Raw genomic sequence first — 19,055 nt, 5'->3', positions numbered from 1 at the left:
CAGCAAGTTTTGATGCCTAATTAATATCCCCGTTACAAAATTTAATTACGAATTATTTTAAAATCTTGCCCTACCTAGCATGAATAAAATTAAACTCGAAGATATTACCCTAAACCACATCAAAATTTTAAAAGCAGTAGATGACTGTGGTAGCTTCTCTAAAGCAGCACAAAAACTAGGTTATAGTCAATCATTAATTAGTAAAAAAGTCAAACAGATAGAGGATTATTTCGGAGTAATTCTGTTAAATCGCTCTCCCGGCTCTATATGCTTGACTAATAAAGGCAAGAAATTGATTTCCCAGACATTTAATGTTGTAGAAACTGTAGAAAATCTGCAAGAAGAATTTCAGGCAACATTTAGCGCTGAAGGTGAAGATTTAATATTGGGGGCTACTAGTTTAATTTTAGAAGTCTGGCTAAAACAATATTTGCAGCGATTTCAGCTTTGTTTTCCAGACAGAAATCTCAAAAAAATTGCGGTTAAAGATAGCAGATTTTTTTCCAATTCTCACCTCAGAGAAATGGAGCTACTACTCAACACTTGCTCTGGATATAAAGAAGAACACCACTGCACTAGATTAAAAACTCATAAAATGCTGTTGTTTGTCTTTGGAGCAAATAAATATTTGAATGAGCATAGCTTAGTTAACATAAATGATATTAATCTGGCTGATCTTGTGCTTTTAGACGAGGTTTATCAAGAACTATCTAAAAATGTATTTTTGAGAAACCAATTAAGCGGCGTACACGTGCTAAACAGTTATAAAGATGTACTAAATTATGCCTCAAAAAACCAAAAAATAACGATTTTACCTGACTTTTGCCAAGCTGAGATAATAGCTCAATACCAAGTTTTTACTCTGACTATTCAAGATGTTAATGAATATGGTATTTATCTGCATGTTCCTCGCTTTAGTGAGTTGTTAATATCCGCAGAGGGTTTGGTGAGAAGCTTTAGACTCGATCGAGACAATTTGGAAAGCTTGACTAATATAAACTTAATTTTAAATAGGTATTCTCCTAAAAAGGAAAAAATTCTGAGGATAGGTATTCAGAGAGATTCTATAGGACAGTTTATTGCTGGGTATGGGACTAAGTATATTTCTGATTTACAGAGAGCATCTTCATCATTTGAACAGGCTATTTTCAAAAATATTGAAATTACTCGAAATTTCGAGTTACAAATTCTACCTTTTGACTCTGGCGAACAAATGAACCGACACATAAAGCGGGGAGAGCTAGATATTTGTATTTTAGATGATATTTATCTCTTGAATAATGGTAGTCAATTCTTTGATGATTTTAGTTTTGGTTCTAAATTAATTGGGATTGCTTCATATAATCTTTTAGGTCAAGATATAAATATTGTTTTGCATAAAGATTCTTCTATAAATACTGTTCAGGATCTCAAAGGTAAACGAATTTCTACCTTATTTGGTTCCAATGCTCATAGGTTCATCATCACTCTTTTTGACCTCTATAATATGGATGTCAGTAAAGATTGTAGATTAGTGAATGAAGATCCTCGTAAAGCAAGTAAGAGTTTGGCAAACAAAACTATAGATGCTTACGTATGCTGTTACACTTTCGCCTCAATTCTAGAAGCTTACGCTTTTGTGAGAAAGCTGCCTTTATCTCAAACAAGTAGTTTAAGAATTCCATCAATCAGAGGAATTGTTTGTCGATCGCAGTTCATTAAAGAAAACCCTAAAATTGTAGTTGCTTATTTACATGATTTAGTAGTTGCTAACTATTGGTTTAATTCATCTCCAATCAAAGCAGCAGATTTACTAACTAAAGTGATTGATGTGAGAACAACTCAAGTAAATCAGTTTTTTAATCCTGTATTTGGGAACCGTATCGATCCCACCCTCAAACCTCAATGGTCTTGGTTACTAAAAACTTTAAATCGTAGGTTGGAAGGGAAATATGGTATTTCACTATTTGATGTAGATTTCTGGATCGATGATTATTTTTTAAGACTTGTCTACAATCTACTAAATCTAGATTATCACTTTCACCAAGTTTCTTTTGCAAGTGAATTTTCTAGCAGCTATTTTGTAGAGGAGCAATTTAGCCGACATATAAAAGTTCTCTATAATAAATATGATTTACCGCTACAAGATGAAGATAGCGATCGCACAGCAATATCCAGTTTAGGATGAAGATCGCCCAGAAATTACCTAATTTTGAATTGGGGATTAAAAGAAAACCTTAAATCCTAAATCTAAAATCGAATGACTCCTAACTCTTTTAATCATAATTGAGGGGCAATCTCCCCATGCTTGCTTTCACAAATAGAAAACAGTCACAGGGCTATTGCCCCTAAATATTTGAGCGTTAATCGCTCTTATTCCAGAAATACCTGTAAATTATCTTGCATCAGGCTATCTGGACTTAGAATCCACACACCATACTCCGCAATGTCAATACCGTTACTCAGCAGTGACGAGTTCAGTACTGCCGCGTGTCCGTCGCCGTGTGAGGCTGTTGAACACCATTACACCGATCGCTTTAATCAAATTGCCTTCCAATTCTTGGAACATCTTCATGTTCGTGCCAAAAGCGGCGTTTGCTTCCTCAACAATGCGATCGGTTGCCGCATCGTCAAGGGGTAATTCATCCAGAATTTGGCGATATTTCGCTTTAAATCCCTTCTCATCAGGAATTTCTGGAAACTCATAAAAAGCTGTTCCTTGCCCATCAGACAAATTCATCGCCGTTACAGCAATGTTTTTGAGAATTTGTCCCCCAGATAAGTCGCCCAAGTAACGAGTATATGAATGAGCGATTAACAGTTCTGGTTCTGTGGCAGAGATTTCTCGGATGCGCTTTACATAAGCTTCACCTGCGGAAGATAGTTTGATTTGCTCTTTCCAGTTAGCACCAAAGTAATAACTCAGGTCTTGCTCTAAGGTATACTTGCGGTTTAGCTGGGGAAAGTTGATTTTAGAAAGAATTGGGTGCTGGCGATGCTTTTCCATTTCTTCTTCCATCGCTGAGTAGACGAAGTAGAAGTTAGCAACTAGTTTCCGGTAAGAGTTTTTTTCGACTACTCCTTTTAAAAAGCACTTGACAAAACCTACATTTTCTGCCATTGTGTGGGCTTTCTTAGTGCCTACACGTAATTTGGTTGCTAAATTGCTGCTCATGCTAAATTCTCAACTTTAAAAAGTTAACTGCCGGAGTTTTAATTCACTAACGGCTAAAAAAGCCATTAAAACGTTACCTTAAAACTATTTGATGAGAATTTATATTAAAATTTTTTAAGCTGCAATAATTTTGTAGTTTTTTACACAGCAATAAAACTACGTAATATAACTTTACATTCCGGTGTTTTGATTTTCTGTTGTTATAAGCTAACTTTTGCTTTCCTTCTTAGTTTTCCTAAAAATATTCATAATGAAATCTAGGTAATATTCCTTACATTCTATTTCTTGTTAGTAGCATTGCAAAATGTGAACTAAATATAGATAAAAATCAAGACTAAAGTGCATGGCATAAAGGGAATAATTAGCTAAAATGTGGAGACTTTACTAATAATGTAAAAACCAATACTGGCTTCATGAAATATTTACAATTTTAAAGCCTGCAATTCAGTATAATTACGTAAAAATGGCTGAATTTAGAATGAATTTCTAAAGAGAAAAAGCATGTCAAAATTGCTGAATAAAGTCTTAAGTGCTATTTTTCAGTGTGATTGTGTGGAGTGTTTAAATATATGGTTTCATCTATAACTCGGATACCAGGCATTCCTGGAGATTCTCCTTCCGAAGCTGAAGGATTGGGTAAAGGGATCGAAAGCAGTTTTGGACTGAATTTAATCCCACTACCGGCAAATCCTTTATTTGGTACCGATGGGATTCGCGGGCGAGTCGGAGAATTGCTGAGTGCGCCCTTAGCATTACAAGTTGGTTTTTGGACGGGGATTGTTTTACGTAACCATGCTACTCAAATAGGACCAGTCATTCTCGGACAGGACTCTAGAAACTCCAGCGATATGCTAGCAATGGCTTTGAGTGCAGGGTTAACAGCAGCAGGATTAGAAGTTTGGTATTTGGGATTATGTCCCACTCCTTGCATTGCCTATCTCACCAGCATCAGTGATGCGATCGGTGGAGTGATGATTTCTGCCAGCCACAATCCTCCAGAGGATAATGGAATTAAGGTTTTTGGTGCAAATGGTGGAAAGCTACCGCAAATATTACAGGCAGAAATAGAAGCGGGACTGCGTGGGAAAATATCACCTATTGCTAAAGTTAGCAATTGCGGACGGCATTACTCACGTTTTGAGTTAGTGGGGCATTATGGCGACGCGTTAAAAAAACCCTTAAACAGTACCCTCAATCTTCAGGGAATGAAGATTGTTTTAGACTTGGCGTGGGGTGCAGCAGTCGGATTAGCACCGTCAGTATTTACAGAAATGGGGGCAGAGGTAATCTGCTTGCATAACGAAGCAGATGGTGATCGCATTAATGTTAACTGCGGTTCCACTCATTTAGATATTCTTGCCGCTACAGTCCAAGAACACAACGCCGACATCGGCTTTGCCTTCGATGGCGATGCCGATCGCGTCTTAGCAGTAGACAATACTGGCAGGCAAGTGAACGGCGATTACATTCTCTACCTGTGGGGACGGCATTTACAAAAAAACCAACAACTACCAGACAACCTGATTGTATCTACAGTCATGGCCAACTTGGGCTTTGAAAAAGCTTGGCAACAAATTGGTGGTAAATTAATTCGTACCGCCGTCGGCGATCAATACGTACAAGCCGAAATGCAGCGAACTGGGGGAATGTTAGGCGGCGAACAATCAGGTCATATTCTTTGCCGTCATTATGCTGTAACTGGAGATGGCTTATTAACAGCCTTGCATATGGCAGCTTTGGTGAAAGAAGCGGGTGTTTCTCTAGCAGAATTAGTAGATCAAAGCTTCCAGACATATCCGCAAATATTGCGGAACGTGCGAGTTACAGACCGCGATCGCCGTTTGGGGTGGCAAGATTGCGAACCGGTGCAACAAGCGATCGCCCTTGCTGAAGCGGCAATGGGTGATTCTGGTAGAATCTTGGTTCGCGCCTCTGGTACAGAACCAGTAATCAGAGTTATGGTAGAAGCCGCCAATGCCGAACTTACCAACTACTGGACAAATGAATTAGTTTCAAAAGTCCAGCAACACCTGATGGACTAAGTTAGCTATTATCTCAGCTTTTAACAAACGCCAATTTTCCGTCACAGCTTCTACAAATTAACCAGCCTTGGTTATCTGTAGAAGCTGTGACATTTGTATTTGTATTGTTATATAATGTCCGCTTAATTAATTATCAAAAAACTCATCACCTCATCACATCAGTCTGAACGTGTTATTATCGAACAGAATTCAGGAGTCAGGAGTCAAAATTCAGAATGAATTCTGAACGAAAAAGCGGATAGCGCAGCGTTAGCGAGTCATCGAGCGTCTTGATTCTGACTCCTGAATTCTGACTTCTGAATTCTTCTTCAATTACTTCGAGATTCTTTGCTATAAAACTTATATTTGATTTTTGAACCAACTCAGCAATACTCAAAAATGCTTCTTTTACTATTGCCTCTTAAGCAATTTAACTTTAAAACTCAAAGCAGATTCCTAAACTTGATCTAAGGATAATATCATGCTTGTTTTTGTTATCCCACTTAAAAGTGCAAAAGTTTCCAATTCCTGGGAACGTGTTACCCAATTATTTGAAAGATGCATTAAATCAGTTTGCAATCAAACCTCACCTAACTTTCACGTTATTGTTGTTTGTCACGAAAAGCCAAAAATAGAATTCACCCATTCTCATATTACATACCTTACAGTTGATTTTTCTCCTCCCAACGAGACTAACCCTGTAGCGAAAGGAGACACAGATAAAGGGCGTAAAATCCTGAAAGGATTGATTTATGCTCAACAATTTTCTCCTACTCACACTATGGCAATTGATGCTGATGATTGCGTCAGCAAAAAATTAGCCCAATTTATTCAACAACATCCTGATTCGGATGGATGGGTTATTAACAAAGGTTATAAATATCAGGAAGGTAGTAAATATGTATATATTAAAAGAAGGAATTTTTATAAAATGTGCGGTAGTTGTAACATTATTCGCTACGATCTGAACTATTTGCCCGAAAGCGCAGAGTATAATCGTGGCTACGGATACTATAGATATTATATAGATCATGGCAAAGTTAGGGATATTTTAGAGAATAAAGGAAAAGCTATTAAATCATTACCATTTCCAGGAGCAGTTTATATCCTGGACACAGGAGAAAACCTTTTTGATAATTCAAAAAGATTGAAATTTAACATTTTTAATCGCAAATTATTAAATCAATCAGTTAAGGACGAATTTGGATTGTACAACTTACAGCAATCCCAAAATATTTGTCAAGTATAATGTATTACCTTGATGCTGATAGGCTACAGCGCTACTATGCCGAAAATAAAGTCAAAATCCAAGACATCTAAAAAATCGAAAAAGCAGACTTCTAAGGAAACTTCTACTCTTAGTCTCAAAGAACAGTTAGCCCAAAAACGCAAAGCAGCCCTAGCACGTAAAGAACTCATTAGTTTACTCACCACCGCCACTTTTGGCGGTTTATTCGTTGGCGTTGTGCTTTTTTTCGTAGGTGGAATTAAAGCAGCAGTCCCCGGTGTTTTAGGGATAATCATCATATCCCTTTCTTACAAATACCCGCGCCAAGCGCTATATGCCTTCATCATTTACGTACCTGTTGGGGGTACCATCACCTACTATTTAGGCAGTAGTCCCATACTCCAATTAGCTAAAGATGCCTTTTATGTTCCAGCGCTAATTGGACTTTGGCAAACTTGTCGTAAGCAGGGATTACCTTTAATTATTCCCCAAGGCATTAAAATTCCGCTTTATATTGTCTTGGGTTGCAGTGTACTAACACTATTGTTTGTCAATGGTGGACAGCAGTTTAACCCGCCTAGCGTCGGACTATTAGAAAAAGCAGAGAAAGAAATACCTTTAGGTATGGGAATTTTGGGGCTAAAAGTATTTTTAGGTTATGTCCCTCTGATTGGTTGTGCTTACTATCTAATTCGGGATAAGCGGGATTTTCTCTTTTTATCGCGCCTCCAAATTGTTCTCATACTGATATGTTGTGTGTTGGGATGTATCCAATACCTCTTACTACTAACTGGTGTATGTCAAGGCACTAGAGGTCTTGAAGGAAATGCCCTATTTGTCACATCACTAGAAGCCCGGTGTTATTTTGGTGGAGCGCTTTTATATAGTCCAGAAGAGGGAGTAATTCGTCTGCCAGGAACATTTGTAGCCCCTTGGCAATGGGCGTGGTTCTTAATTTCCAGCACCTTTTTTACCTTTGCCACCGGCTTCACCGATCCCTCTATAATTTGGCGGCTAGTCGGTTTAGGTTCTTTAGTAACAGTCTTTATCAATGCTGTAATTTCTGGACAAAGAATCGCCTTAGCCTTAGTACCAATCTGTTTCGGGATTTTGCTATTGCTGACTGGTCAAATTGGCAACCTTAAACGATTTATCCCCATAGGTATAGGACTGGCTATAGTTTTAGGAATTGTGATGGTAACTAACCCTACCGTCGTCCAGGAGAGAACCGAGAGTTTTACGGGTCGGTGGGAGGCTTCACCACCTCAAGATTTTATCGTCCAGCAATTTGAAGAGAATTGGAAAAATGTAGATGGGCCTTTAGGAAGTGGCTTAGGTCGAGCAACTAACTCTGCCCGCGCAATGGGTAAAACTAAACTGGTAGAAACCTACTACCCCAAAGTCCTTTTTGAAGTTGGAATTATTGGAGTACTAGCTTTTTTGGGTTTGGTAACAAGTTTAACAATTATGGGCTTTAAAACCTATCGCTCCATAAAGAACCGTAATTTCCGCAGTTACGGAGCAGCTTTATGGGTGTTTATATTGTTTATTAGCTACAACACCTACTACTATCCTCTAGATGTTGACCCGGTTGCTGTCTATTATTGGTTTTTTGCGGGAGTTCTTTTTAAACTGCCAGAATTAGAGAAACAAGATAAGGAAGATGCCAACCCTGAGCAAAAAAACAAGAGAAAACGTCTAAAAACAATTTAAATGAAATAAAAATGGCAAAAGTTATCATAGGAGGTCAAAAACACCTCAGCATTCCCAACTTACCTCGAAATTCTCGGCATACACTCATCTACCCCAAGCCTTTCCCCGCAGGCAGATATCCTATAGAAAAAATTTGGTATCCTTTAGCCAGTTTTATGGCTTGGCAACCTGTATGGCAAAGATACCAAGCAATTCATTCTTTCAACAGAATTTTATATACTAATAAACCTTGGTTTCTCACCTTTGAGGATCATCGTGTCTTATATAGAAATCCTCAAAATAAAGTTGAAGCAGCAATTTATGAATTATTAAATCATCGATTAGCACTAGACAATTGTAAAAAAATTATTGCAATTTCTGATTATGCCAAGTTGAGATTAATCAAGCGGATAGAAGGTTGGAAAATAGAAGAAAAAGTAAGTAAGAAAGTGGATGTTATTCATCCCAACTTTCCAATCAAAGTTAAACAATCGAAAATTTATCAGGAACAGCAAAATCTCCAGCTTGTATTTATCGGAAATCACATTGCCCGTAAAGGTGGGGTTGTTGCTTTAAGACTAGCCCAGAAAGCTGAAAAACTAGGTTTGCCCATTACTGTACATATAATATCTGGACTGGAACATGGTTCAGGAGTTCCAACTGATTTCCCAGATCGCAGTAAATATGTAGAGGATTTAAAGTTACTGAAATTAAGTAACGTTGTCTTCCATAGAAATATTCCTAATGACAAAGTTATTGAGCTATTATCGCAAAGCCATTTTCAATTAATGGCAACATTACATGATACTTATGGTTATAGTATCATTGAAGGTTTTTCTGTTGCAACTCCTGTAATTACGACAAATGTTTGCGCCTTACCAGAGTTTGTTCGTAATGGTGAAAATGGTTATATTTTAGAGTTACCAATTAATGAAATTAGGCACTGGAGCAATTGGCTACATGGAGAGAAAACTAAAACTGATGAATATTGGGAAATTGTCGATAGCACTTATGACTATTTAGCAGAACAAGCATTGCAACAAATCATGCAATTTCTTGATAGAAGTGATAAACGAGAACATTACGAATTTTTAAGTGCAGGAGCATTAGATCAAGCGCAACTTGTACATAACTCCGAAAAGCAAAATGAGTTATTTGATAATCTCTATGCGGCTGCGGCAGGAGTATAAAGAATTAAAAGTAATCTTAATTAGTTCTTCGGTTCTTGACTGACTGTAAATTAAGGCAATAGTAGCTTAGTAAAGTTAATGAAAATTAATTTTTATCAGGTTATTATCAAAATAGAAAAATCACTTAATAAAAATCATGGATAATTATCCTTTAATTTCTGTAGTTATCCCGACTTATGGTAGAGAGGAAGCGCTACGAGATAGCATTGTAGATGTCCTAAAACAGGATTATCCCAATTTTGAAGTTTTAGTAATAGACCAAACCCCAACGCACCAGCCAGAAATTCAAGCCTACCTAGAAGAGATGGCAGATGTAGGTAAAATTAAATGGTTGCGATTAGATTGGGCAAGTTTACCAGGAGCGCGAAATTATGCTGTGCGGCGGTCTTCTGGTGAAATAATATTATTTATTGATGATGATGTTCAGCTAACCCCAGAATTGTTAGCAGCCCATGCGAAAAATTATTTGGAAAATCCAGAAGTGGGGGCTGTCGCCGGACGGGTGTTTGACAGAATGAAATTAGGTGATTCTGGAGGAGATTTGCAGATTGAATATCTGCCTCCCGAAGCTATGGACCCAGGAATTGCTTGGTATCATATTGATTTAGTACATACCACCAAACCTCAGCAAGTGTTGACAGCGAGGGGTTGTAATATGTCATTTCGCCGCGAAATTTTTACTAAGTATGGATTGAGGTTTGATGAGAGGTTTCGCGGTAGTGCAGTGCGCGAAGAGTCAGATTTTTGTTTGCGGGTGCGACAAACCGGATATAAAATTTGGTACGACCCAGAAGCCCATTTGGTGCATTTAGGCGAAGAAACAGGGGGTTGTCATGATATTAGTATGCGATCGCTAAAATATCAACTCACCTTTTATCACAACCATTTCCTGCTAGGACTGAAAAACCTGACTGCGACTCAAGCTTTACGCCTATACGGTCGTTTATTTGACTGTCACGTTCTGGGACGACCACCCTGCCATAAAAGTGGTTCCCCCATCAAAATTGCCACTCGCGCTATTTTCTACATTTTGGGTTTTTTCAAAGCCTTGGGTACTGTCATCCAATCACTATGGAACGATGGTCAAATTTACAGCCGATTGGATGAACAAGTTTAGTTATTAGGCATGGGGTATTGGTGAATAAAAATTAATAAATTAAATGAAAATATTAGTTGCTAGTCATACTTATATCGTAGACCTCAACTGTGAGAAATTACGCGCTTTATCTCAACTAGAATCGGGAGTTGAAGTGACAGTTTTAGTCCCAAAACGTTGGAAACCAGGCGGTGTACAAAACAGAATTATTGAAACAGAATACCGTGATGAAGGTACATTTAGAATAGTTCCAGTTTCTAATTTTAGTCAAAATCATCAGGGACTCCTTACTTTTGGAGCTGATTTGATATCTTTATTAAAAGAATTTCGTCCCCAAATCATCCAAGTCGAACAAGGATCTAGGGGACTAGCTTATACTCAGATGATTGCCTTAAATCAGCTATTAAGACTCAAGGCAAAAAATGTATTTTTTACCTGGTGGAATTTACCATATCAGTTGAAGTTGCCAGTTGCTTTATTAGAAAAATATAACCTCAATCACAGTCACGGGATTATTTCTGGCAATCAAGATGGAGCAGAAGTTTTGCGACAACGAGGATATAAAGGGGCAATTAAAGTCATGCCGCAACTGGGTGTAGATGAAAGTTTATTTACTCCCAAAGCTCAACCAGAGCTAGCAGCTAAATTTGGTATTCATAAAGAAGATTTTGTGGTAGGTTTTGTTGGGCGATTTGTGCAAGAAAAGGGTTTATTAACGCTCTTACAATCCTTAATTATATTGAAAAATAAACCTTGGAAATTACTGCTATTAGGGCGAGGAGAGTTGCAAACTGAATTACTCAAAATCGCGGCAGAAAACAATATCAAAGAACGGTTAATTTTGATCGAAAGTGTTCCTCATAACGAGGTTGCAAGCTATATCAATTTAATGAGTACTTTAGTATTACCTTCAGAAACAACTTACAAGTTTAAAACCTTAACTTCTGTTGGCTGGAAAGAGCAATTTGGTCATGTGCTAATTGAAGCAATGGCTTGCCAAGTTCCTGTGATTGGTTCTGATTCAGGGGAAATTCCCTATGTCATTGGCGATGCTGGTTTAGTATTTCCTGAAGGTGATGTTCAAGCTCTTGCTAATTGCTTAGTTCAATTAATGGATAAACCAGATTTTGCTCATACTCTCGGTGAAATGGGTTATCAAAAAGCAATGGTTAAATATACAAATAAAGCTTTGGCTAAACAGCAATTTGAGTTTTATCAAGAGTTAGTCATGAGCAAATAAAAAATGAAAATATTACAAATTGTCCCTTCAATTTCTCTAATTTACGGCGGCCCCAGTCAAATGGTACTAGGGCTAGCTCCAGCATTGGTAAAAGAGGGAGTAGAAGTTACAATTCTCACAACTGATAGTAATGGCGATAATGGTCAAACACCTCTGGATGTTCCTTTAAATCGTCCAATTAAACAAGATGGCTATGAAATAATTTACTTTCGTTGTGCGCCTTTTCGTCGCTATAAATTTTCTCTAGATTTATTAAAATGGCTAAAACGTCATGCTCACGAGTTTGATTTAGCACATATTCATGCTTTATTCTCCCCAATAATTAGCGCTGCTGCTATTGTGTGTCGTCAGCAAAAGCTACCTTATATTTTCCGTCCTTTGGGTACTCTCGATCCGGCTGATTTACGCAAGAAAAAACAATTAAAACAGCTTTATGTCGCAATTATAGAACGTCAAAATTTAGCTAGTGCGGCAGCTATCCATTTTACCAGCGAGCAAGAAGCTAAAATATCAGAAAGATTTGGAGTGTCTACGCCAGATTTGGTGATTCCCTTGGGTGTGATTCCCCGTCAATCTTCTCTTAAAAATGTATGTAGTCAGCTAGAAATACCAAAGGATGTGCCTTTGGTGCTGTTTATGTCACGAATTGACCCGAAAAAAGGGTTAAACTTGTTGATTCCGGCGCTAGAGAAACTGTTAGCAGTTGGTTATAAGTTTCATTTTGTCTTAGCTGGGACAAATCCTCAAGACCCAGATTACGAACAAAAGATAATATCCCAAATTCAAAATTCACCACTGCGATCGCACACTACAATTACTGGCTTTGTTACTGGTGAACTCAAAGTTAGTTTACTACAAGCTGCTGATTTATTTGTCTTACCTTCCTACTACGAAAATTTTGGGATTGCTGTAGCTGAAGCGATGGTTGCAGGTGTACCTGTAGTCATTTCTGACCAAGTGCATATTTGTCAACAGATACGTGATAGTGAGTCGGGTTGGGTAGGTGCAACAGATGTCCAAGCACTGGTAGAGTTACTACAAGCAGCTTTGCAAAATCCCGCAGAACGCCAACGACGGGGATTAAACGCCCAAAAATATGCCTTGGAAAATTTTAGCTGGGATGCGATCGCAAGGCAAACAATCCAAGCCTACCAAAAAATTCTGGCAAACAAATGAATTTAATAAGAAAGAATATAGAGTTTTTCGCACCACTGAGACTAAAAAATACTAATATAAGTCAGTCGAAAGTTTTGAAAAGGGGATGCGCGGACAATGGTGCAAACAGTACAAACCCAAGAATTAACTCTAGAACAAGTAAATCAAGCTGTTGATGCAATTATTACGGTTTTGGGAAACCCTGACTCAGATTTACACGCCCAGGCATTAGATGCGTTTCGTCGCTCCGATCACCAGACTGTAAAGCGTTTGGCTTCGACTAATTTAGCCGATTCTTATTGCAGGGCATTGGGATACTTAGGGAGTGCGCTGAAATTGACTCCCAACACCGATACGATCTTGGCAGAGTCGGCACGGGCCGCCGCCGATTTTGTCAGGGAGAAAACATTGCATCAACTTGGGACTGCGATCGCCAAGGCACTTAATTAAAATTAAACCTCAAGAGTTACATTGCCAAGAGACTCAGCCCATGACTCCCATCCACCCTGAAAATCTTAGAATGAAATAGTCAATCTAAATGTGCGTGAATTTAACGCCAAAGAGAAAATGCTTGAAATTTTGGGTAAGGGTAAGGGTAGCCTTATTTATTACTGACGACCTCTAAACCTGTCCTAGCTATTGATTTAATATCAACACCCTGATCGTTTAGCAGCACTACTATAGTGGTATTTTGATTGGGGAGATATGCCAGCAATGTTGTGAAGCCATAAGCTATACCACTATGGCCAATTGCTGTTTCCAAAGGAGATGAGAAGCGTTCTATACCTAACCCATAACTATAACTTTTGCCATTATCTTTAAATTTCAGCATTTCTTTCATCATCTTCGAGGAAAGTAAGCTTTTTTTGATAAATAACGCTTTAGCAAACTTGGCTAAATCCTCTGCTGTTGAAACCAATCCACCATCTCCTAAACCATTGCCATCATTGACTTCGGCGTAGCTATCTAGCTTACCATCCTTATTGCGATCGCCATAACCTGTAGCTACTTCTCCAATTGTCGGTTCGCGCAATTCTGTGAAGGTGTGTTTTAATCCTAATGGTTTTAAAATCTGACTGCGGATTGCTTGTGCGAGAGTTTCCCTAGTTAGATTTTCAACGATCAGTTCTAAAAGAATGTAGTTGCAATCAGTATAAATAAATTTTTCTCCAGGATTTGCCTGCGGTTGTTCTTGGTACATATACTGAATAGCTTCTCTCGCTGTCCAAGGCTGTGAGCGGCTTCTTTTTGCAGTAGCTTGAATAAACTCTTTTGTATCTAGGTATTCAGCAACGCCACTGGTGTGGTTGAGCAGTTGACGAACTGTAATTTTGTCGCTGTTGACAATATGAGGCGTGATGTCTCTTGGTAGGTAGGTTGCGATCGCGCGATCTAATTCGATCTTCCTTTGCTCCACTAGTTTCAGCACAACCACGGACATAAAAGTTTTACTCATACTGGCAATGGAAAAGCCATCTGTAGGTTTTATCCGAGTTTTAGTTGACAAGTTATTGACACCAGATGCTCCCACCCAATAACCGTTAGGTGTAGAAACATACATTACTGCACCAGGGATCTTTTCTTCTGCAACTATCTCATTTAAAAGTGTCTGTAGCTGAGAACTTTTTCCAACGGTGGAGGTAGATATGACTTGTTTAGCAAAAGATTTTTCAATTACTCTTTGACTAATGTTATTACTCACTAGATATCCTGCAAAACCAAGGGAAATCACAAAGACTATTGCAAATAAAATTTTTCTGAAAGCTAAAAATATTAGGTTCATTTTACTTCCTAAATAGAAACCTACCCGATTTAGATCGACTGCGCAAAGTAGTTGGTGAGTATCAAAGAGACATCTGATATACAAATAGCATGACTCTATTGCCAGATTAGTATCAAAATTTCGATTTACTAACTCTTACATAAATATGACAATGCCAACTAAAAGCAAAACCAAAGCCACTGTTTGGGTAGTGGAAAAAGGTCAAGTACGGCCTCGTTTAGATCATCTCACTACTGAGGAACCTTTAGAAATTCGTCTTGTTCCTTTCCAGAAGACGGTAGCTGTAACAATGCGGACACCAGGGGCAGATTTTGAACTAGCAGCTGGTTTCCTCTACAGTGAAGGAGTCGTTAGCCGCAGAGAAGATATCCGACGTATCAGCTACTGCGTTGATGAATTAGTAGATGGTGAGCAACGCCATAATATTGTAAATGTAGAATTGCGGGATGGGTTGATTCCAGATTTACAGCCTTTGGAGCGTCATTTTTATACTAGTAGTGCCTGTGGGGTGTGTGGTAAAGCTAGCCTTGAGGCTTTGCGTCTGCGAGGATGTCCAGTGATTCCTTCTGGCCCGACAGTAACACCTGAGATCGTATACAGCCTACCTGATAAGCTCCGGGCTGCTCAAGGTATCTTCAGAGCTACAGGAGGTTTGCACGCTGCGGCTATCTTTGATACTCAAGGTAATTTGTTAAACCTGTGGGAGGATGTTGGACGACACAATGCTTTGGATAAATTGATTGGTACAGCTTTTCTCAGTGACGAGTTACCTTTAAATAATTGTATTGTCCTGGTCAGTGGACGCTCTAGTTTTGAAATTTTGCAAAAGTCTACAACTGCTGGAGTTCCCATTGTTTGTTCTGTTTCTGCTCCCAGTAGTTTGGCGGTATCTGTAGCCAAGGAATTCGGGATCACTCTAATTGGATTTCTGCGGGGTGAACGATTCAATATTTATACTGGTTTACAAAGAATAAATGCTGTTTAAGAACACTTTCGTAATGGCATAGCGATGATAAATTGTTGCAAAAAATTTGGAGGTTGGGTTGAGGTTTTTTGATGAAAATTATAAATTACAAAGACGCGATTCATGATCGTCTCTACAATAATCAATATTTTGTAGAGACGATCATGAATCGCGTCCCTTACCTTAACCGATCCGATCAATGTTGGGTTTCGCGTTGCTCAAACCAATCTACATCTAATGCACTATTTTAGCTGTCTTTAGCCAAGAGATTGAACCGTTAATTGCTATCAATAGCAAAATTACATACAAAAAAGCAATAAATTTAACTTCTTTTACATAGTACAACCAAATACCAATAATATCAACGATAATCCAGTAATACCAGCTTTCAATCCTTTTTTGCACCATGAGCCACATAGCAGTAAAACTCATAATTGTTGTGAGTGCATCTAAATAAGGAAAAGAAGCTTTTTCTAGAAATATTGCAGGGAGTAACAGGTGAATTTGACTCATCAAAGCTCCTGTTGCAAACGAAATTGCTACTGTGATTGCCGCAATCAAAACAATTTTACGCGGTGGACTATATCGAATCTGCAAAACTTTACTAGAATCAGGTGTACTCCATCGCCACCAGCCATATACACTAACAACTAAATAGTAGATTTGTTCTAAAAAATCCGAATACAAACGAATTTGATAGAAAAGTGCCATATATAGCAATACACTTACTATCCCAACAGGCCAAGTTAGAATTTTTCTTTGAGAAATTAGCCAAATTGACCATAGATAAAAAACCGTTCCCAAGAGTTCTATGTAGCTCATGGGATATCCTATCAGATTGAAGGCTATAGTATTTACGCTCCAAAATTCCAGCATATTGATGCACTTTACAAAATAAGTTTATTAAAAAAAAGCTCTCCTAAGCTGGCATATTTCTGGTAATAATACAAGACTTTTTTAACAATACTAATACGTGTCATGAGGTCGCCAGACAAGCGAAAAAATGGAATTTTTCTCACAATTAAATCGCTCTCAATTTGTTTTTGAAATATGCTACGGTTTGCTTCTCCAGAGCGATCCCAAGTATCATCGTAAGGTATATCTAGATCGCAAAGAAATACTAAATCATAGCGCGACATGGCTTGATGGGCAAGTTGTACTAACTCTGGGGCAACAGTTTTGTGGTAATACAACGAAAATTGATACGTTGTCAAGGCATTAGTATCTGTAAATAAGTACTGGTTTGCTTGCAATAATAAGGCTTCTTCACGTTCTAAATGCCCTTTGGCAATCTCCACAAGTTGCAAGAGCGAAAGTCGTCTGTTGATTTGATTTTTTTCCCAATACTCGCGCCCGTACTCCGGCATCCATACAGTGTTGTACTCTTTAGCTAATTGTGATGCAATGGTGGTTTTACCAGTTGAAGGAGCGCCTAGAAAAACAATGTTAGCGATTAGATCGCGGTATACATCAGGATGTAAATACTCCCGCATTGCGTAAGTGTCTGTTCTGACTTGCGTTCCTGAAATTGGAAAAGTTTTGCGATCGCAATCCACAAGTCGATTAACTGCTCCTAGTGCCTGGCTTACGTGTTCGCCGTAAAATTCACTACAGTAAAAGTGGGTAATTTTTTTTGATTCCAGTTGTTTCAGGATGTAATCTTCGTGCATTTTCTTAATCTCAGAAGTGTCCCCAACCTCAGTTGGCCCATCCCAAGCTTCAATCACCAGGATTTGAGGATAAATTTTCCGCAGCCAGTTAGCTCGAACGGTTAAAGGAATAGCAGTCACCTCTGGACACTCATAAATCATCACAAGCACTTCATCCATCTCTGCTAAAGCAGTTTCAATCACCAATTGATGTCCTTTGTGAAGAGGCGCGTATTTACCTAGCGTGAGTCCGCATGTACCAGCCATAATTTTGACTTTCCTTAGCTTTATATTTGAATAACACTAATATCTGTTTAAAAACTTGCAAACCGCATGACAGCAATCAGGAAAAGGCGTAGCCTCTCTTTCTGCGCCAGAGGTATTATTTTTCAGACAAATTTTTTAATATACGGAATGACTCAAGTATGGTTACACTACCGACATAGTAATCACTGTTGGTGGAATACCGAGCGATGTATAAAAATGTTAAAAGATTTACTGCTATTTTTCTGTTGGTCTTTCTGTTGATTGTTTCTATCAACTTTGCAGCAATTGCTCAAAATAGTTCAGATGGTCCTTCTGTAAATTTTGCATCGCCTCAGATATGTTCAGTGCCTCCTGGTCTGAAAACTCAACAAGTCATTGCCGACAATGGTCGTAATCTAGTTAAGATGGGCGATCGCATCAGGGTAAGAGTTGAAGGATTATCAGCAGCCACCAAAAATACAACGGCCAATGCCAGCAATTCATTCGATCCTCGACAATTAGTGTTGTACCTGGATGGTTATGAACTAGAGGATGTTCACGGAGAACCAGTCATCGTTATGGTTCCGGGTAAAGATCAACAAAAAATTGTTGATGATAATTGGTTAGCTTTTCGGCTTGAACGTACCGACTCGTCTCAAGCTGCATGGAATACGCTTCTTGGCCAGGCAAATAGATACAGTATTAACGTAATAGCGGGGGTAGGCTGTCCCAAAAAACTGGCGATTCCGGTGAGCAATCCTGTATCACCTCCTCAATTAAAAATAGTTCTGTTATCCTGGCGATTCTGGCTGTGTCTGATTCTAGTGCTGTCTGTTGTATTAATATTCATTAGGTATTGCCGAAGCACTCTTCGTAGCCCTGGAATAGAAGGGGTTTACTCTAAAAAAGAGGTGATTGGTGGCCAAGAATTGTTGATTCCAGAAAAGGCGGAACTTGAAAAAGAAGATCGAAAAACTAGAATTGCTCAATTTTTTCTTGGTAGAAAAAAACTAAACAAAAACCCGTTCAGTTTATCGATATCTCAACTTGCTTTTTGGACATTTCTAATTTTTGGTTCTTACCTGATTATTTATGGCATAACAGGGGATTATACTAATATTTTGACTCAACAATCACTAATATTATTGGGAATCAATTCTATAACTGCGTTTGGTACTTCCTTAATTGATGGGCAGGGTAATGAGAAAAAGAGAAAAGGTAGTCAACGCATTTCGGAAGGTTTTTTCTATGATATATTATCGGATATTAATGGAGTTAACTTTCACCGCTTCCAAACATTTATTTGGACAGTTGCGATTGGATTATTCTTTGTTTGGGAGGTCATTAAAAATCTGGCAATGCCAGAATTTGATGAAACACTTTTGACACTACAAGGAATCAGTGCTGCAACATATCTTGGACTTAGAGGGCAAGAGCAGCATGGTATGACAGAAGAGCCAGAATCCCCAACCATAGAAGAACACTCATCCGATCAACCGCTTCCACCAGCACAAGATAATCCACCAGAGGGCGATTCATCGATTCCTAATAGCTAAAATCTCGAGTCATTTGGTGCATTAAAGGTCAATACGGTTCAGTTAAGCTTAAAACTTTTTGTCAAAGTTATTTTTTTTAAC

Annotated in this window: 15 protein-coding genes; 11 read left to right on the top strand and 4 right to left on the bottom strand. The window is 38.4% G+C overall.

Features of this window, described 5'->3' with window-relative positions; genetic code table 11:
* Positions 1–79: 79 nt before the first annotated feature.
* Positions 80–2,167: a LysR family transcriptional regulator gene (locus NPUN_RS03260; RefSeq protein ID WP_012407423.1), complete on the top strand. Its 2,088-nt coding sequence runs from the start codon at positions 80–82 to the stop codon at positions 2,165–2,167.
* Between the two features lie 270 nt (positions 2,168–2,437).
* Here NPUN_RS03260 and NPUN_RS03255 read toward each other — a convergent pair whose 3' ends face one another.
* Positions 2,438–3,154, bottom strand: a complete 717-nt coding sequence (locus NPUN_RS03255; protein WP_012407422.1) for a biliverdin-producing heme oxygenase — start codon at positions 3,152–3,154, stop codon at positions 2,438–2,440.
* Positions 3,155–3,723: 569 nt separating this feature from the next.
* Between NPUN_RS03255 and glmM the strand changes: the two genes are divergently transcribed.
* The 8 genes from glmM (at position 3,724) to NPUN_RS03215 (ending at position 13,226) form a co-directional block, all read left to right on the top strand.
* A complete protein-coding gene (glmM, locus tag NPUN_RS03250; RefSeq protein WP_012407421.1) occupies positions 3,724–5,196 on the top strand; it encodes a phosphoglucosamine mutase in 1,473 nt (490 codons plus the stop codon).
* Between the two features lie 460 nt (positions 5,197–5,656).
* A complete protein-coding gene (locus tag NPUN_RS03245; protein ID WP_012407420.1) occupies positions 5,657–6,424 on the top strand; it encodes a glycosyltransferase family A protein in 768 nt (255 codons plus the stop codon).
* A gap of 36 nt (positions 6,425–6,460) precedes the next feature.
* Positions 6,461–8,116, top strand: coding sequence for a hormogonium polysaccharide biosynthesis protein HpsL (gene hpsL / locus NPUN_RS03240; protein ID WP_041565157.1), 1,656 nt, complete (start codon positions 6,461–6,463; stop codon positions 8,114–8,116).
* A gap of 155 nt (positions 8,117–8,271) precedes the next feature.
* On the top strand, positions 8,272–9,285 hold the full coding sequence (locus tag NPUN_RS03235; protein ID WP_234711040.1) for a glycosyltransferase family 4 protein: 1,014 nt from the start codon (positions 8,272–8,274) through the stop codon (positions 9,283–9,285).
* 136 nt (positions 9,286–9,421) lie between these two features.
* Positions 9,422–10,402, top strand: coding sequence for a hormogonium polysaccharide biosynthesis glycosyltransferase HpsN (hpsN, locus tag NPUN_RS03230; RefSeq protein ID WP_012407417.1), 981 nt, complete (start codon positions 9,422–9,424; stop codon positions 10,400–10,402).
* A 43-nt stretch (positions 10,403–10,445) separates the two neighbouring features.
* On the top strand, positions 10,446–11,621 hold the full coding sequence (gene hpsO, locus NPUN_RS03225; protein ID WP_012407416.1) for a hormogonium polysaccharide biosynthesis glycosyltransferase HpsO: 1,176 nt from the start codon (positions 10,446–10,448) through the stop codon (positions 11,619–11,621).
* Positions 11,622–11,624: 3 nt separating this feature from the next.
* Complete coding sequence (hpsP, locus tag NPUN_RS03220; RefSeq protein ID WP_012407415.1) at positions 11,625–12,797, top strand: hormogonium polysaccharide biosynthesis glycosyltransferase HpsP; 1,173 nt, start codon at positions 11,625–11,627, stop codon at positions 12,795–12,797.
* A 96-nt stretch (positions 12,798–12,893) separates the two neighbouring features.
* Entirely contained in the window at positions 12,894–13,226 is a 333-nt protein-coding gene (locus NPUN_RS03215; protein WP_012407414.1) for a hypothetical protein, read from the top strand.
* Positions 13,227–13,377: 151 nt separating this feature from the next.
* Here NPUN_RS03215 and NPUN_RS03210 read toward each other — a convergent pair whose 3' ends face one another.
* Positions 13,378–14,478, bottom strand: coding sequence for a serine hydrolase domain-containing protein (locus NPUN_RS03210; RefSeq protein WP_167315564.1), 1,101 nt, complete (start codon positions 14,476–14,478; stop codon positions 13,378–13,380).
* Between the two features lie 226 nt (positions 14,479–14,704).
* Here NPUN_RS03210 and fdhD point away from each other — a divergent pair, with 226 nt between their 5' ends.
* Positions 14,705–15,544, top strand: a complete 840-nt coding sequence (gene fdhD, locus NPUN_RS03205; protein WP_012407412.1) for a formate dehydrogenase accessory sulfurtransferase FdhD — start codon at positions 14,705–14,707, stop codon at positions 15,542–15,544.
* A 213-nt stretch (positions 15,545–15,757) separates the two neighbouring features.
* Here the strand turns inward: fdhD and pnuC are convergent, their stop codons facing one another.
* Both pnuC and NPUN_RS03195 read right to left on the bottom strand, forming a co-directional pair.
* On the bottom strand, positions 15,758–16,345 hold the full coding sequence (gene pnuC / locus NPUN_RS03200) for a nicotinamide riboside transporter PnuC (RefSeq protein WP_012407411.1): 588 nt from the start codon (positions 16,343–16,345) through the stop codon (positions 15,758–15,760).
* Between the two features lie 65 nt (positions 16,346–16,410).
* Positions 16,411–17,439 carry an AAA family ATPase gene (locus NPUN_RS03195; protein ID WP_012407410.1) on the bottom strand — a complete coding sequence of 343 codons (1,029 nt, stop codon included), beginning with the start codon at positions 17,437–17,439 and terminating at the stop codon, positions 16,411–16,413.
* A gap of 206 nt (positions 17,440–17,645) precedes the next feature.
* On the opposite strand from NPUN_RS03195, the gene NPUN_RS03190 reads away from it, so the two are divergent.
* Positions 17,646–18,974, top strand: coding sequence for a hypothetical protein (locus NPUN_RS03190; RefSeq protein ID WP_012407409.1), 1,329 nt, complete (start codon positions 17,646–17,648; stop codon positions 18,972–18,974).
* Positions 18,975–19,055: the final 81 nt, after the last annotated feature.

It is taken from the genome of Nostoc punctiforme PCC 73102 (assembly GCF_000020025.1).
Taxonomy (GTDB): Bacteria; Cyanobacteriota; Cyanobacteriia; order Cyanobacteriales; family Nostocaceae; genus Nostoc; species Nostoc punctiforme.
The sequence above is the reverse complement of the archived record's forward strand: the minus strand, read 5'-3'. Positions and strand labels throughout refer to the sequence as shown.